Source organism: Dolichospermum sp. FACHB-1250, assembly GCF_014696335.1.
Classification (GTDB): domain Bacteria; phylum Cyanobacteriota; class Cyanobacteriia; order Cyanobacteriales; family Nostocaceae; genus Dolichospermum; species Dolichospermum planctonicum.
On the sequence record NZ_JACJPZ010000047.1, the window covers coordinates 15886 to 32734 of the forward strand.

Annotated in this window: 15 protein-coding genes and 1 rRNA gene; 3 read left to right on the forward strand and 13 right to left on the reverse strand. The window is 37.3% G+C overall.

All coding sequences use genetic code 11. From position 1 onward, the window contains the following. Positions 1 to 98 precede the first annotated feature (98 nt). The 5 genes from H6F39_RS15855 to sipA form a co-directional block, all read right to left on the reverse strand. Positions 99 to 1997, reverse strand: a complete 1899-nt coding sequence (locus H6F39_RS15855) for a CheR family methyltransferase (protein ID WP_190397004.1) — start codon at positions 1995 to 1997, stop codon at positions 99 to 101. 59 nt (positions 1998 to 2056) lie between these two features. Next, the gene (locus tag H6F39_RS15860) at positions 2057 to 2644 is read right to left on the reverse strand and encodes a chemotaxis protein CheB (protein ID WP_190397005.1); all 588 of its coding nucleotides are present in this window, start codon (positions 2642 to 2644) and stop codon (positions 2057 to 2059) included. A gap of 138 nt (positions 2645 to 2782) precedes the next feature. Then, complete coding sequence (locus H6F39_RS15865; protein ID WP_190397006.1) at positions 2783 to 3652, reverse strand: polyphosphate kinase 2 family protein; 870 nt, start codon at positions 3650 to 3652, stop codon at positions 2783 to 2785. A 190-nt stretch (positions 3653 to 3842) separates the two neighbouring features. Next, on the reverse strand, positions 3843 to 4400 hold the full coding sequence (locus tag H6F39_RS15870) for a peroxiredoxin (RefSeq protein ID WP_190397007.1): 558 nt from the start codon (positions 4398 to 4400) through the stop codon (positions 3843 to 3845). Between the two features lie 50 nt (positions 4401 to 4450). Beyond that, complete coding sequence (gene sipA, locus H6F39_RS15875) at positions 4451 to 4699, reverse strand: regulatory protein SipA (protein WP_137908945.1); 249 nt, start codon at positions 4697 to 4699, stop codon at positions 4451 to 4453. A 119-nt stretch (positions 4700 to 4818) separates the two neighbouring features. Between sipA and H6F39_RS15880 the strand changes: the two genes are divergently transcribed. Then, positions 4819 to 5652: an FAD-binding domain-containing protein gene (locus H6F39_RS15880; protein WP_190397008.1), complete on the forward strand. Its 834-nt coding sequence runs from the start codon at positions 4819 to 4821 to the stop codon at positions 5650 to 5652. Between the two features lie 384 nt (positions 5653 to 6036). Here the strand turns inward: H6F39_RS15880 and rnc are convergent, their stop codons facing one another. The 5 genes from rnc to H6F39_RS15905 form a co-directional block, all read right to left on the reverse strand. Then, complete coding sequence (gene rnc / locus H6F39_RS15885) at positions 6037 to 6723, reverse strand: ribonuclease III (protein ID WP_137908943.1); 687 nt, start codon at positions 6721 to 6723, stop codon at positions 6037 to 6039. A gap of 176 nt (positions 6724 to 6899) precedes the next feature. Then, positions 6900 to 7652, reverse strand: a complete 753-nt coding sequence (locus tag H6F39_RS15890) for a cobalt-precorrin-6A reductase (protein ID WP_190372638.1) — start codon at positions 7650 to 7652, stop codon at positions 6900 to 6902. Between the two features lie 90 nt (positions 7653 to 7742). Further along, positions 7743 to 8336 carry a hypothetical protein gene (locus H6F39_RS15895; protein WP_137908941.1) on the reverse strand — a complete coding sequence of 198 codons (594 nt, stop codon included), beginning with the start codon at positions 8334 to 8336 and terminating at the stop codon, positions 7743 to 7745. Positions 8337 to 8782: 446 nt separating this feature from the next. After that, a complete protein-coding gene (locus H6F39_RS15900) occupies positions 8783 to 9127 on the reverse strand; it encodes a type II toxin-antitoxin system PemK/MazF family toxin (protein ID WP_028085048.1) in 345 nt (114 codons plus the stop codon). Continuing rightward, complete coding sequence (locus H6F39_RS15905) at positions 9124 to 9399, reverse strand: ribbon-helix-helix domain-containing protein (RefSeq protein ID WP_028085049.1); 276 nt, start codon at positions 9397 to 9399, stop codon at positions 9124 to 9126. Before H6F39_RS15905 ends, H6F39_RS15900 begins: the two co-directional genes overlap by 4 nt. Before the next feature lie 232 nt (positions 9400 to 9631). Between H6F39_RS15905 and ispG the strand changes: the two genes are divergently transcribed. Further along, complete coding sequence (gene ispG / locus H6F39_RS15910) at positions 9632 to 10858, forward strand: (E)-4-hydroxy-3-methylbut-2-enyl-diphosphate synthase (protein ID WP_137908961.1); 1227 nt, start codon at positions 9632 to 9634, stop codon at positions 10856 to 10858. A 449-nt stretch (positions 10859 to 11307) separates the two neighbouring features. Here the strand turns inward: ispG and H6F39_RS15915 are convergent, their stop codons facing one another. Next, positions 11308 to 13002, reverse strand: a complete 1695-nt coding sequence (locus H6F39_RS15915) for a bifunctional serine/threonine-protein kinase/formylglycine-generating enzyme family protein (protein WP_190372637.1) — start codon at positions 13000 to 13002, stop codon at positions 11308 to 11310. 364 nt (positions 13003 to 13366) lie between these two features. On the opposite strand from H6F39_RS15915, the gene ctpC reads away from it, so the two are divergent. Next, complete coding sequence (gene ctpC / locus H6F39_RS15920) at positions 13367 to 14650, forward strand: carboxyl-terminal processing protease CtpC (RefSeq protein WP_137908939.1); 1284 nt, start codon at positions 13367 to 13369, stop codon at positions 14648 to 14650. An 84-nt stretch (positions 14651 to 14734) separates the two neighbouring features. Here the strand turns inward: ctpC and H6F39_RS15925 are convergent, their stop codons facing one another. Next, positions 14735 to 16381, reverse strand: coding sequence for a metallophosphoesterase (locus H6F39_RS15925; RefSeq protein WP_190372636.1), 1647 nt, complete (start codon positions 16379 to 16381; stop codon positions 14735 to 14737). A 188-nt stretch (positions 16382 to 16569) separates the two neighbouring features. Then, positions 16570 to 16687 (reverse strand): 5S ribosomal RNA (rrf, locus tag H6F39_RS15930). Between the last annotated feature and the right edge of the window lie 162 nt (positions 16688 to 16849).

A 16849-nucleotide genomic window follows, 5' to 3' on the forward strand; every position in this document is an offset into this window, starting at 1 on the left:
AAGTTCAAAATCAAAGTTCAAAATTAAAGTTCAAAATCAAAGTTCAAAATCAAAGTTCAAAATCAAAGTTCAAACAACTGGTAAAAATTAATTTATTTTCATTTTTCTCTTTCTTGTTGTCTTTGTTCAATTTCCGCAGGAGAAATCATACTATTAATTTTTTCAGTATCCGTCATCATCATGATAATACCTTCCACATTATCGCCGAACAAGGGACTAAAAGCAATATAACATCGAATTTGTTTACCGCGACGATTAGTACCATTGATCAATACTTCCTGAAATTTCTTTTTATTAGATACTATATCACGAATTGGAACTCGCAATTGTTCTACAGGTAAACCAATATCTAAACTAAACCAAGATTTGTTAATTACTTCCTCTTGACGTAAACCCCACATATCTTCAACCGCATGATTCCAAATTAAAATATTAAAATTAGTATCTATTACAACCATTCCCATTTGCAGACAACTCAAAATAGAAGACGTAAAGGTATTATTTCGATTTAGTTCATAGGTACGATCGCTAAGTTCCTGGTTAATTGCTCGCAGTTGTTCATTAGCGGAATGCAATTCTTCATTCATAGTCTCCATTTCTTGATTTGTAGATTGCAATTCTTCATTAGTAGTCTCCAATTCTTCATTTGTAGATTGCAATTCTTCATTGGTAGTCTCCAATTCTTCATTTGTAGATTGCAATTCTTCATTTGTAGTTTCCAATTCTTGTCGAGAGCGTTGCAATGCTGATTGCAATTTTATATAACGGCTAATATCATTAAAAGTAACTGTTACACCGAGAATGGTTTGATCAGTATCTTGCAAGGGAATAATCCGCACATCTAAATACTGAGTTTCTGAATTAGGCTGATAACGTTCAATATTAGTTAATGTAATTGGATGACGTTCATTATATACTTGCTCAATGAGCGATCGCAATTCTAGAGGTCTATAAGATAATTCTAAATCTTGAAAAGGGCGATTGATATCTTTAAGTGTTAAATTAAATAAATTTCGAGCTTGTTCATTAATCATGATTAAAATTCCCTGATTATTAATCACAATCTGAGCGTTAGATGCTGTATCAAAAGCTAATTCTCTAACTCGAATTTCTTGAGACACATTAGCTGATTCTTGATTTTGTAAATTAGCCATTACTAATTGACGATTGCGGATATTTCCCAAAGATACTTTTGCAAAAATACGATCTTTTAAATTTATAGGTGTAAATAAATTAGTATGAGTGATTAACATTTCTGCTTTTCCTAAAAACAGATAACCATGATCATTAAGAGCAAAATGAAAACGATTGATAATGCGTCCTTGGGTTTCCGAGTTGAAATACATTAAAGTATTACGACAAACCAATAAATCTAAACGAGAAATTGGTGCATCCTGAAGTAAATCATGACGACCAAAAATAACAGCACGACGTAGATCTTGCTGAAAAATATATTTTTCATTGCTTAAATCAAAGTATTTATCCCGCAGTTCCAATGGGACAGCGTGAATATTTCTGGCCGAATAACTAGCTTGACGTGCTTGGTTTAAGGCTTCCTCATCTATATCTGTAGCGTAGATTTTTACGCGATGACGAAAATCGTCAATTCCTAATATTTCCGCTAAGATTATGGCTAAAGTATAAGCTTCTTCTCCCGAAGCACAACCAGCACTCCAGATTCTAACTTGTTCATTTTTTTGTTTATTTTTAAGAATATTGGGAATAATTTCCTTAGCTAAATATTCCCAAGCTAGAGGGTCACGAAAAAAAGCAGTTACATTAATTAAAATAGTATTAAATAAAGCTTTAAATTCATCGGGATGAACTTCTAAATAATCTTGATAATTAGCAAAAGTTTCTATGTTTAAATACTGCATCTGTTTAGTAACACGACGCATTAAAGTAGAACGCTTATAACCTGTGAAATCAAAGCCTCGGTTATTTCTTAAATATTGCAAAAGATTTTCAAAATCAACGTCTTTATGTGGAAGGTTCATAGAATCAATAGAGATGTAGCTATTCTGGATGGTAAGTTATTGATAATAACCTAAATTTATCAACTAGTACCAGACATGATTAAAGTTCGTAAAGCCAGGGAAATTTCTGCCAAAGGTAGGATAAAATCTACATTACCAGTTTTAATAGCAGCAGCTGGCATTCCCGGAAATTCAGCAGTTTTCGCATCTTGAACAATCACCGTACCACCCATTTTTTTAATTGCTTCCACGCCCATCGCTCCATCCGTACCAGTTCCAGTTAATACAACTGCAATAGCCCTTTCTTGATAGCTTGCGGCCACAGACTCAAACAATAAATCAGCGGAAGGACGGAGAAAATGCACCATTTCCGACTGGGATAAAGAAACTTTACCTTCACCATTAACCAACAAATGATTATTAGGAGGAGCAATATAAACAGTTCCAGGAGTCAGTTTATCTCCTTCATTAGCCTGTATTACCTTTAACACAGTGCGACGACTGAGAATTTCCGCCATGAGGGAGGGGTGACGAGGATCTAAATGTTGAACGATAACAATAGCTGCTTTGAAATCCGTCGGTAAATCAGTCAAGACCTCAATTAGCGCCGTCAACCCCCCAGCAGAAGCCGCAACAGCCACAATATCAAAATTAGGAAGATTTGACATATTTACTTTAAATAGATGATTTAACCCCTATTATAAAGTATCAAAATTTCTCATTCATTTTATCTATCTATTGATAGATAAAATTTTCGGCGTTGTGTGAATTGAAATCGGTAATGGGTAATTGGTAAATCGAAGAGCCTAACTTTCTGCTTCTAAAGCCTTTTTTGCTTCCGATAATTTTCGTTTATATTCTTCACTGATTTTTGGGTATTGTAAATTTAATTCTTGTAACTTTTGGCAAATAATATCTGCTACTATTAATCTTGTAAACCACTTGCGATCAGCCGGAATAATATACCAAGGAGCAAATTCCGTGCTAGTGTGGTTAAAGACTTCTTCATAAGCATTCATATAATCATTCCAGAAAAAGCGTTCTTGTAAATCACTAGTAGAAAACTTCCAATTTTTTTCTGGTGAGTCAATGCGTTCCAAAAACCGCTTTCTTTGTACCGACTTAGAGACATTGAGAAAAAACTTGAGAACAATCACACCATTATTGACCAAATATTTTTCAAAATTATTAATTTCCTCAAAACGCTGTTTCCATATTTGATCACCTTTAGGAAAAATGGGTAATTGTTGTTTTTTAAGAATTTCTGGATGTACACGCACTATGAGTAATTCCTCATAATAAGAACGATTAAATATACCAATTCTTCCCCTTTCCGGTAAAGCCCTCATTGAGCGCCATAAATAATCATGATCTAACTCTTCTTCACTGGGTGCTTTAAAACTAAATACCTGACATCCTTGGGGATTGACACCAGACATAACGTGTTTAATGGTACTATCTTTACCAGCAGCATCCATAGCCTGAAAAATAATCAACAAAGAATAATTATTTTGAGCATAGAGAATATCTTGATACTTAGCTAACTGGAAAATACCCGCCTTTAATTTTCTGACAGCATCACCTTTTTGATGAAATTCACACTTATAACCTGGGTTATAATCCTTGACCAAAGAAATTTGAGAACCTGGTTTAACAATATAAGGATCATGATTCATTGAAAAAAATTAGCACTCCTATAAAACCTTTAAACTTAATTCTAGAGACAAAAACCAGACATTCTAAATATAACCTTCCTCCTCCGCGTCCTCCGCGCCTCTGCGGTTAGATAAACAACCCTGAAACCGCAGAGAGAGGGAGTCAAAAAAATCAAAAAAATCAAAAAAATAATATTTTATTTCCTGACTTCTAAGAAACAGAAGATTGTAATTTGGTTAACTCCGCTAAAACTTCCCTACTGTGAATACTAGGATTAACCTTGACAAAAGTTGCGCGTAAAATCCCTTGAGGATCAATAATAAAACTATGGCGCATAGAGAAAAAATTCATCCAAGAACCATAAGCCTTACTAACTGTTCCCGTAGTATCAGCTAACAAAGGAAATTTTAACCCTTCGGAATCACAAAATTCCGCATGAGAATCAACATCGTCAGCACTGATACCAATAACTTGAGTATTTTTCTCAATGTACTTAGATAGGTCTTGCTGAAAACGTCGAGCTTCAATAGTACAACCAGAAGTAAAATCTTGAGGGTAGAAATAGAGAACTACCCACTGACCGCGAAAATCAGCCAAAGAGATTTTACCATTGCCTGTATTAGTTGGTAAAGTAAATTCTGGGGCTAGTTGATTAATTGTCGGTAATTTACCGCCTAAAGCTTGAGCATTGGGTGTAAAATTCAACCAATTAATCACAGCTAAACAAGTAGCAAATAAAATGCTCAGAAAAGTGCGACGGGAAATCATGGTTTAAACCAGAAACATAACTTAATATAAGTTTACATTCTTCTCGTCCCCTATTTTGCATCTGAATCAGATTCCGGTGGTTTTTCAATACTTTCAATGTATTGGCTATCTATGAGAAAAGCCCCTCTAGTAAAGCGGACACCCCAATAACCACCAGGGCGACAGTCAATAACTATACCTTCTTCCCCAATGTGAATGACATCAGCAGGACGTAACATAGGCATAGGTTCAGCAGTTTTCAGGTATGGTGGTAAGCATACCACACGGACTTTACTACCAATTGGGAATTGTGGGGACATTTTGTAATAATTTGTATTCCATAATTTTGCAAGCGGTTAACTTTGCGTCTTTGCGCTTTAGCGTGAGACTAAATCAAACTTCAATTATACAACACTCAAGAAAACATATCTAGAAAATTATGTTACGTGATTTTAAAAACAGAAGTGAATTAGTTACATACCTGCGGGAACAGTTTCCCCAAGCAGCAGATGATCATGTTAGTAATATTCCAGGGGGAAGGAAAGCAGCGGAGGAAGCACTCAGAAAAATTGATCCGGTAGCTTATGCAAAAACACGCAATTTTTTAGATGGTAATGTTACTAAATTATCAGCTTATATTCGTCATGGTGTTTTAAGTTTGGGAGAAATTCGAGAATATGTACTCAAACGAGTTAAAAACCCAAATGATGCTAATAAATTGATTCAGGAATTAGCTTGGCGTGACTACTGGCAGAGATTATATGTTAAACTAGGAAACCGGATTTGGCAAAATCAGGAAGAATATAAAACCGGTTATCTACCCACAGACTATACAGCCAAATTACCAGAAGATATCTCCACTGGAACTACGGGGTTAGTTTGCATTGACAGCTTTAGTCAGGAATTGCGAACCACTGGCTATCTCCACAATCATATCAGAATGTGGTTAGCAGCTTATATTATTCATTGGCGACGGGTGGAATGGCAAGCCGGCGCAAAGTGGTTTTTGCAACATTTACTCGACGGTGATCCAGCAAGTAACAATATGTCATGGCAATGGGTAGCAAGTACATTTAGTCACAAACCCTATTTTTTCAACCGCGAGAATTTGCAACGTTACACAAAGGGAGTTTATTGTCATCAGTGTCCTTATTTAGGTAAGTGTGACTTTGAAGGAAGTTATGAACAAATAGAACAGCGACTTTTTCCCAAAGCGGAATTTAGTAAACAACATCATAATCAAACCTGGCAAAAAGGAACTAAACGCAAATAAGCACTTTCCTTACCTGTGTTTTGTTAATAAATGTAAAGAACAGATTCCACCAGCAAAATCAAATGATATATTAAATCCATAGGACACCAAACAGATAAGAAACCAACCAAAAAGGGCGAATGATCTAGTGTCCCCTGTCATCAGCCCAGCAAATTACAGCATTATTGATGATCAAGTGGCAAGTAGCCAATTGTGAGTGGCGAGGCCAAATCCCAGAGCGGAAAGACGTAGAGATGCTGTGTTTGTGTTCCCACTAGTCCACCTTTAGTAACTTAGATTCACTTACTTTACTTTAATCATTTGAAAGCTGCAAATTCACTATAACCCGGTCAATCTTGATCGGGTTTTTAGATGATCAGAACCTCGTTAGTAATACCCAATTGATTAAGTTAGTAAACCTCGTTTTTTTAATTTAGCTAGTGCGTCTTCAGCAGCAGCTTTTTCTGCATCTTTTTTGCTACGTCCTTTACCTTCACCATATTCTTTTCCATCAATTAATACCTTAGCGATAAATTCTGGGGCGTGAGATGGACCACCTATATGTTCTGTTACATATTTAGGAGGATTTAAAGTGACTTCCCTTTGTACCCATTCTTGCAATTGGTTTTTAGAGTCTACATTTGAGCGAGTTTCAACAATATGTTTTGATGCAGAATCAAATAATGGTTCAACAATAGCGCGAACTGTGTCAACATCACAATTGTGATCTAAATAATAAGCACCAATTACTGCTTCAAAGGTGCTACTGAGTAAGTTAGGATTTTGAAAACCTCCATCTCTAATTGTCCCTTTTCCTAATCTCATTCTCAATTCTATACCTACTTCAAGGGCGAATTTTGCTAATTGTTTTTCTTCTACTAATGCAGAACGCAGACGAGTTAATTCATCCTCTCCTTTTTGGGGATAACGACAATAAAGATATTGTCCACTGATAAAATTGAGTATGGCATCACCAAGAAATTCTAAGCGTTCATTGTGTTCCCCTTCTCCTGGGTTTTCATTGACATAAGAACGGTGGGTAAGCGCTTGACGCAGAAGTGTTTCATTATTAAATGTGAGAAGTTTGTGCATTTGTTTTATATATTAACTATGTTGAAAAACTATGTTGAAAATGAAAAAACCACTAAGTGCAGTTTGTAGAATCCTTAGATGGCTCTTGTGGTATGGCTCTTGTGGTGCGGACATCCTGTCCGCTTTAATTAGATAAATTAAAATTAATGCAGTATTGATTCAGTAATCAAACACCACTATTTTTCTCTCCCCGTCAGATTCAAAAGCCATTTTACAGCACTTTCTACATCTGGAACTTGTTCTCCTGGGGGTATAGGTGGACGTTTTACCATCACAACTTTTATACCTAGTTTCCGGGCGGCGATAATTTTAGGATATGTGGCACTACCACCGCTATTTTTGCTCACAATAGTATCTATATTGTATTTGAGTAAAATTTCCTGTTCCTTTTCTAAATTAAAAGGACCGCGATCGCTTATGATCAAACCAGGTGGTACTATGGCATTGGCATCTGGGGGATCAATCATCCGCATTAAAAACCAAATTTCTGCTAACTTTGCAAAAGTAGCAATTTCTTGTCTACCAATTGTTAAAAATACTCGTTGAGATTGATTTGATAAGGCTGCTGCTGCGGCCAGATTATTTTCCACTTCTAACCAGTTATCACCCTCTAATTTTTGCCAAGGTGGACGAATTACCATTAATCGCGGAATACCCACTTCCTCTGCGGCTATGGCTGCATTTGCAGAAATCTGATCAGCGAAAGGATGGGTAGCATCAATTAATAAATCAATGTGCATTTCTCGGAGATAAGTAGTCAATCCCGCTACACCACCAAAACCGCCAATCCTCACATTACCAAGGGGAAGGGTAGGTTTACGGGTACTACCAGCTAAAGAGGCGATCGCCTCAATACCGTGAATATTTGCTACCTTAGCAGCCAACTCAACCGCATCACCAATCCCACCTAAAATTAAAACGCGCAACATATCAATTTTGTTAACTTTGAACTTTGGATGTTTACTATTTACTGCTTAAAATAAATTTGCACCTACTATGATGTTTTTCACCTTGAATAACTAATGTTGATTCAGACTAGATTCTAGAGTTTTAACTTGGTTTTGTAATTTTTCCACGGTTTGGACATGAGATTGTTGTAATGCAACTAATAACCAAATCGAACTACCAGTAAATATTGTCAGCACAGCTATTAAAAGACTTATTAGCAATTTTACCTGAAAATTCAGACGTTTGACCTGATTTTGATCTATAATCTGGGAACTAGCAGCTATATTTTCAGGTTCATTTTCTACCACCACCTCTATTTTTAGTGCTTCCTCTTTAGGAAATGCAACTTTACTTTTTAACCATCCAGTAATCAACTGAGGACAATTAGTTTTAACCCATTTCCAAGCCAATATTTTCACCGCTGGTTTAGATATTTTGGTCATAAATTTCAGAGTTTTATTGAGAGTTCCCAACTGAAACTTTTGGTTAATTAAATTGGTGACACCGATATCATATAAACAATCTATAAGCAACTTAATTGTGATTTCTTCATTATAAACTAAAGTTTTTATCAATATAAGCACTTCATTCATCAATTTTTCTTCTCGGTCTTTTTCTGGAGAATGTTGTGTTAAATTCTTTGATATTTTTACTGGTTCAGACATACTAGACCTCTGAAATAATTAATTTTATGTTATACTTGGAGGTTTGCTTAATTTTAGATAAAAGTTATAATTACACCGCTATGGTTGAATTTACAACCGCAAAGAACACCCAAAGATACATAAAACCTAAAACTATTTATCATACCACAGAAACAATTGTGCAACAGATCTACTTTAATGTTGAGTATAAGTTTTATTTTTTTAAATTGACGATATCATGTAGGGAAACTGGCGCAGATTTTCACTTCTTGATCAGGATATGATTTCATATTCAGCCAAAATCCGCTCACTTTCATCTACCTGTTGAGTAAGTTCCCGAAATACGTGGAGCGGGGATTTTGTCATATACAGCACTTATTAATCCGCAATTCTCCACGCAAATTTTCGCTTTATCCCCTTTTTAGCGGTAAAGTCTCCTAGGGATCAAGTGTAATTGTAATTACACATCACCCTGGTAAATCTAACGCAATTAACAAAGCTTGTTCCAGATGTGCCATGACAACTTCCGAAAGTACACCTCGTAAGCGCAAAAAGCGGGTCTTAGATAATACCCGCACCTGATCTGCCATTGCGATCGAGTCCTTCTTGAGACCGCCATCTGGTGCTAAAATTAAAACTTGAGTGGGGTAAACTCGCTTCCCGTCTTGATAGGTGGTACAGGGTACTGCTAAAACTACTGGGCTGGATAGATTAATCACATCACGACTAACAATAATCACTGGACGAGTTCCTCCTTGTTCTGAGCCTTCAGTCGTTTCTAAACGAGCATCATACACCTCACCCCTTCTCATCTTGGAGATTCCCCTAACTGCAACGCCTCCCACTGGGCTGTAGCAAATTCTACCTCTAGTTTTAGGACTTCAGCCTGATAATCTGGATCATTAGCCATTTCTGCCAATGCGGCATCAATTTCAGAACGCTTCTGTATGGCTAGTTCCCTTCGTAAAGCCTGGGCGACAAAATCATTGCGATTTTTAGCTTTTCCTTCCATAACCGCTTTATCTGTGGCTTCTAGGAGTTCTCTGGGAATGGTTAACGTCGTGCGAACGGTTTCTGTTTTCATGGCGCGTTCATTATTTTGATGACTGAAGTGATGCCTTATATCATATCGTTTTCCGCATCACACAAAATTAAAAATTAAAAATTAAAAATTAGTCGTTCTCAATTGTTTATTCTCAATTTTCCCGGATACTTTTCTAATTTATCACCTAAAACACCACCAATTGTGGCAATCTGAGAAGTATAACCTCTGGCGATCTGATATTTTAATTACAGAAAATCTACCTGTTGGGATTATGCAAACTCTGTCAACTCTGGAAATTAGCAACACTACATCTAGTCAACCAGCCTTTGATACCACTATTAAACGCCGCAAAACCCGCGCTGTCAAAGTGGGGGATGTGATCATTGGGGGTGGATACCCAGTGGTGGTACAGTCAATGATCAATGAAGACACCCTAGATATTGACGGTTCTGTAGCCGGTATTCGTCGTCTTCATGAAATAGGCTGCGAAATTGTCCGTGTTACAGTCCCCAGTCTTGGACACGCTAAAGCATTGGCAGAAATTAAACAGAAATTAATTCAAACTTATCGTGATGTACCAATTGTGGCTGATGTCCATCACAATGGTATGAAAATCGCCTTAGAAGTCGCCAAGCATATTGAAAAAGTGCGAATTAATCCAGGCTTGTATGTATTTGAAAAACCCAATACCAGCCGCACCGAATATACAAAAGCTGAATTTGACGAAATTGGTGAAAAAATCCGTGAAACTTTAGCTCCGCTGGTAATTTCCTTGCGTGATCAAGGTAAAGCCATGCGAATTGGCGTAAATCATGGTTCTTTAGCGGAAAGAATGTTATTTACCTATGGGGACACACCAGAAGGCATGGTAGAATCTGCCATAGAGTTTATCCGCATTTGTGAATCTTTGGATTTTCATAATGTCGTCATCTCCATGAAAGCCTCACGAGTTCCTGTCATGGTGGCTGCATATCGTCTTATGGCCAAACGTATGGATGATTTGGGTATGGACTATCCTCTCCATCTAGGCGTGACCGAAGCAGGGGATGGAGAATATGGTAGAATTAAATCCACCGCCGGTATTGCCACATTACTAGCTGACGGCATTGGTGATACAATTCGTGTATCTTTGACAGAAGCACCAGAAAAAGAAATTCCCGTTTGTTACAGCATTCTGCAAGCTTTAGGTTTGCGGAAAACAATGGTTGAATATGTCGCTTGTCCTTCTTGTGGACGGACTTTATTTAATTTAGAGGAAGTGCTGCATACAGTTAGAGAAGCCACCAAACATTTAACTGGGTTAGATATTGCTGTGATGGGTTGTATTGTCAATGGACCTGGAGAAATGGCAGACGCTGACTATGGTTATGTTGGTAAAACCCCCGGTTACATTTCTCTATATCGTGGTCGGGAAGAAATTAAAAAAGTTCCCGAAACCCAAGGGGTAGAAGAGTTGATTAATCTGATTAAAGCAGACGGACGTTGGGTAGAACCTTAATTTATCAAACTTTTACTTCTGTCCCCCTGTTAGATTAGATTACTTATTTTTTTAAACTAACTGCAAAGAAAGTTAATAATTCTTGAGGGGGAAGGGGTAAAAAATGATTTTTGATTTCTTTGTCAGGATCAAGATTTACAGGATTTGAGGATTTTCATAATTAAGAACTTGCCAATAAAAAACAATACCCAAAAGTTTCCTGTGGTGCGGGCATCTTGCCCGCAGAATATTAATATTAATAATATTCCTATTACTCTAAATCAGGTTCTACACCCAATGATCTTAATTGAGCAATTAATCTTTCTGTTTTTTGTCTTTCCTGTTCAGCCCATACCCAAACCTAATTCTATTCTAGGATTCCAAAAACGATTATCTACTAATTCTATTTTGAGATAAGAGGTTGAGAAAGAAAAAAAGAGCAGAGGGGAAAAGAGCAATAGTATAAAGTGCTACTCAGTAGCAAGTAGAGAAACCGCAAGTCGAAAACCGTAGAGGCGATAAGAAAGGCCGCGCGAATCCTTAAGGCGAAGCGCAGACCGACAGTACCTGGCAAAGTAATACCAAGAACCGCCGCGAAGTAACTTTATATTACTACCGCTTTGATTTTTCCAAGCACTACCATTTATAGGTGCGTTTATATAATTTTCATGCCAGTCATCTTCACACCACTCCCACACATTCCCGTGCATATCGTACAAGCCAAAAGCGTTAGGGGGAAAAGTTCCTACATCTGTAGTTTGTTGGCGATATTTACCTTTAGGTGCGGACTTATAGGGATAATTACCATTGTAGTTTACTAAATCCGTGGTGATGTTGTCACCAAAAGAGAATGGCGTTTTTGTCCCGGCTCTACAAGCATATTCCCATTCTGCTTCACTAGGTAATCTGTAGTTTTTTCCTGTCCTTTGGCTTAACTTTCGACAGAATGTAACCGCATCATCCCAGCTGACAGTTTCAACTGGGCGGTTATTGCCTTTGAAGTAAGAGGGATTATGCCCCATAATAGCTTGATATTGTGCCTGTGTCAAGGGATATTTGCCCATAAAAAAGCTGGGAACTGTAACTTGATGTTGGGGACCTTCATCATCATGTCTTTTTGCCTCATTTGCCGGTGAACCCATCCAGAAAGTTCCTCCCGGTATGGCGATCATTTCTAATTTAACACCATTTCCTAAATCTTCGGTAAATGATGATTGGGGATTGATATTTACGTTAATATTTGCTGGTGGTTTGGGTGGGTTTGTGGCTGTGGGAATAACTCCTGTTTTTTTATTTGCTAATGCGGCTAAAACTTCTGTGGCTGATTGATAACGTTTAACAGGAATATCCTGTAACATGATTTCTAATACCGTTGTTAATTCCTGACTTAAAGAAACATATTTTTGCCATTGCCATTGCATTTTTCTGGTATCAAATAATTCATCTGCACCATCAGCTTCTTGAAAATGTCCCGTCAATAATCTGACACAGGTAACAGCTAAACTATAGAGATCACTACTATGATAAACCATACCCCGAAACTGTTCTGGTGGCGCGTATCCAGGAGTACCTACTGTAGTCCCCACTCTAGTTAAAATAGTTCCACTTGTTTCTTTGGAAACGCCAAAATCAATTAGAAATAATTGACCGGTTTTACTTCTAATAATATTTTCGGGTTTTATATCTCGATGAATAACTTGATTGTCATGGATAAATTGCAAAACTGGCAATAATTCTGTGAGGATAATTCTGATTTGTGGTTCTTTTAATTTACCTTGATTTTGAAACTCTTCTAATAGGTTTTGACCATCAATAAAGTCTTGCACTAAATAAAGTCTACCATCTTGGGGAAAGAAGGCTTCTAAATCTGGTATTTGCGGATGTTTTCCTAATTCTTGGAGTCTTTTGGCTTCTTGTTGAAATAATTCGGTGGCTTTTTGTAAAGCCGCACTTCCAGCTTGTTGGGGTAAGAATTGTTTAATGACGCAGGGAGTATTTAATCTTTTTTCATCTATTGCTTGAAATGTTCTGCCAAAACCACCTTCTCCGAGAAACTTAATGGGACGATAACGATCATCTAGAATAATTTTACCACCACATTTTTGACAAAAGCTAGTACCTTGGGGATTTTGATGAAGACAGGTGGGATTAAGACATTGACTCATGGTAGATACTTGGTAAATCTAAGGATAATTATACTAAACAATTTTAGTTAATAACTCTGATTTTTCTCAAGTCAGAAATGGCCAAGGCCATGCTTTGCTAACAAGACGTATCGGGTTAAAACCATCAGATCAATTGCCTAAATTATGAAGAATTGTCAAGTCTTCTGGCTGTAAGGCCTTCAGTAGCATAAAATCTTGAATTGGGAATTGCTATTCCCTAGCTTCTGTGCTTGTTAATTACTCATCAGTCTAGTAATATACGCAAATAACGACTAATTAGCAATTATCAATTACTAATTACCAATCGTTGTGTTAGATTAGTCATACTTGACATATATTTTTTTTCTTTGACACAGTTGTCATTATGGTAATTACAAAGAGTAAGCTGGTTTTAAGTGCTACAGTAGTAACGCTTTCTACAATCGTTATTACTAGTCTTGGCATTCACTCCATTGGTAAAGCTTCATTTAAAGACAGTCACAAGGATTTAGTAGATGAAGTTTGGCAGATTATTAACTACCGATACGTAGATGGAACTTTTAATCAGCTAGATTGGCAAGCTGTTCGTCAGGAATACTTAAACAAGTCTTATACTGATGAAAAGGAGGCTTATAAGTCCATCCGGGAAATGCTGAAAAAGCTAGAAGACCCTTACACGCGGTTTATGAACCCGGAAGAATTTAAAAATTTACAAGTTGATACCTCTGGAGAACTTACAGGTATTGGTATAACTATTAGTCAAGATGAAAAAACTAAACAACTGCTTGTCATTGCTCCTATTGAAGATACACCGGCATTTAAAGCAGGTATTTTAGCCAAAGATATTATTCTGGAAATTAATGGTAAAAATACCAAAGGGATGGATACAAATGATGCAGTATCTCTGATTCGTGGCAAAGCAGGAACCAGGGTAAAGCTAACAATTCTGCGTAATGGTCAGAAAAAACAATTCGATATCCAACGAGCGCGAATTGAGATTCATCCTGTGCGCTATTCGGAAAAGAAAACTCCAGCAGGTAATATTGGCTATATTCGCTTGAATCAATTCAGCGCCAATGCTAGTAAGGAAATGAAAGATGCTATTCAAAACTTAGAAGCTAAAAAGGTTTCTGGATATATTTTAGACTTACGTAGTAATCCCGGAGGTTTGCTATACGCGAGTATAGAAATTGCCCAAATGTGGATGAATAAAGGCACTATTGTTTTTACTATTGACCGCCAGGGTACGCAAGATAAACAAGTAGCAAATGGCTCTGCTTTGACTAATAAGCCCTTGGTAGTATTAGTAGATAAAGGTTCAGCCAGTGCTAGTGAAATCCTTTCTGGGGCGTTACAAGATAATAAAAGGGCGATTTTAGTAGGAAATCAAACTTTTGGTAAGGGTTTAGTCCAATCTGTGCAGCCTTTAAAATCTGGTTCGGGTTTGGCTGTAACTATTGCTAAATATCATACTCCCAGTGGAAAAGATATTAATAAACATGGTATTGATCCAGATGTGAAGGTAGAATTGACTGATGCTCAACGTCAAGATTTATGGTTGCGTGAACGGGATAAATTAGGGACTCTTGCAGATCCTCAATTTGCGAAAGCTGTGGAATTATTAGGTAAACAAACCACTCAAAATACAAGTACAATTAGGAAAAATTAAATAAACATCTAGGTAAAGTAGAGTAAAGACGTTCCATGGAACGTCTCTACCAATGAACCATCTAAACCTATCACCTGACAAGAATCAGGATTTCAACTTAAATTCATCAAACTTAACAACTCCAGTATCGGGTTTTTTCGTATCAAAAAGATAGCTGCTAATTGTGCCTGTTCCTGTGTCGAAAATGCTAAAAACTGTAATATCATTACTGGCAATATAAGGCTGTGGTTGACCATCTTCTCCTAATAAGGGCGAAAGAGTTGGTACAATCGGTTGTAAACCATTAGGATCACCAATTGCGATACAATCTTTTTGATAGTTATTTGGTATTTCTCGTTGTCTTTCCCCCCAAGCAGCACCATAAGAGTTACCGACATTAGATGTTTCTAAAAAGTGCATTCCACTAGCACTGATAAAACGATTCCATAAGTGGGAATGTCCATAAAATACTAATTGCACTTTAGCAGTTTCTAATAAGGGAATAAGATCACGAATAATATAATCTTGATCTTTGGGATATTGATAATCTATTGATTTGATTTCTCCTAAATCATTGTGTTCTATTATTCCTATGGGATTAGTATAAGGTGGAATAATATTACAACCCAATGTATGCGGTGGATGATGGAACATAACAACTTTATATTTTGCTTGTTGAAATTCCTGGCTGTTAAGTTCTTGTTTTAGCCAATTATATTGTTGACTACCTGCAAAAATTGGTTCATAAATAATTTGTCCATAACCCCAATTTTCTGGATGATTAAAGTCTTTTTCTGCTTCTCGATATCGCCCTTTAGTATCTCGATCTAATCTAGGACTACGCCACATATTTGTAACATAAAGAACAACAAGACGCACATCTCCAAAACTAACAGCATAGTAGGTTTTTCCCCCTGGTTGACTTGCAGGTAAAGATAAAATTTCCTCGTAAGTGTCAGTATTAAAGGAATGATCTTTTAAGGATTTTTCGCCAGATAATTTTTTAGCAATTTCCCGGGGAATAGTATCATTAAATTCATCATCTAAACTTGCTGTTCTTTGAAATCTACCCATAACTTCATGATTACCAATACAAGTAAACATGGGTGCATTTTGAATAATTTTCCCTCCTGTATAAGTGACCTTAACTCCATTATGTTCTATCTGATATTTAGCGTGACCTTGTAAACCAGGAAAGAAAGCATTACCTCGATTATCATCAAACCATTCAGAAGCGCGGTCTGAAACATTGACTAAATCACCCGCAAACCATACTCCGTCTATTTGTCCTACAGTTTCCACAACCTTTTGTAGGTTTGCGGCCGTCATGGGTTTTAGTTGGTGGTCCGAGGTGAGGAGGATTTTTAATGGTGTTCCCGGTTGGGGAGTGGTTGTCAGGGTAAAAACTTCGCTACTGACACTTTGACCATCTTCCCGGACACTGGTAACGCGATAGGGAACTCGCACACCAGTAGTTAATTCTGTTACTAGGGCTTCATGTCGCCAAATATGACGTTGAACGGGTTTTTGGTAAATTTGCCCGTTTTGAGTCTGATTCCCGACTCGTGATTCTTGGTCTTCTCTGGTGCGGCTGAGTTTGGTAGTACGGGCTGGGGAAGTTTTCTGGAGATTTTCTCCGTAACTGACTGAATGATGATCACCAAGAAACTCGGTAAACCACACTACTTGTACTGATGTTGCTGTTGGTAGTTGTAAAAATGGGTCTGTCAGCAATTCTGGTGCTGATTTCATGATTATTTGCCCAAAATAACTCAAGTTTGCTATAACTATATTACGCAAAGGCGATCGCTCTGTTAACTTATTAATTTAAGAATAAAAATAAAGTCGTATTGACAATGCTTCTACAGCCGTTGAACTCTCGTCAAAAAACAAAACCCCCACTAAATAAATAGAGGGGGTGATGTGATTGTAAAAAATAAACCTGGCATCGAGCTATTTTGACATGGGGCTACCCCCAAACTATCGTCGCCGCAGCAGCGTTTCACCTCTGAGTTCGGGAAGGGATCAGTGTGGTTCCACCGCGCCATAGACACCAGGAAAGCCTATTGGGTCCTTCTATCAACAGATACCCTGAAGACTGCATTTGAGAACGAGAAATCACAATAAGAATTAAGAATATAGAGGTCAAGCCCTCGGTCTGTTAGTACTCCTTTGCTACATACATTACTGTACTTCCACATAGAGCCTATTAACGGGTGT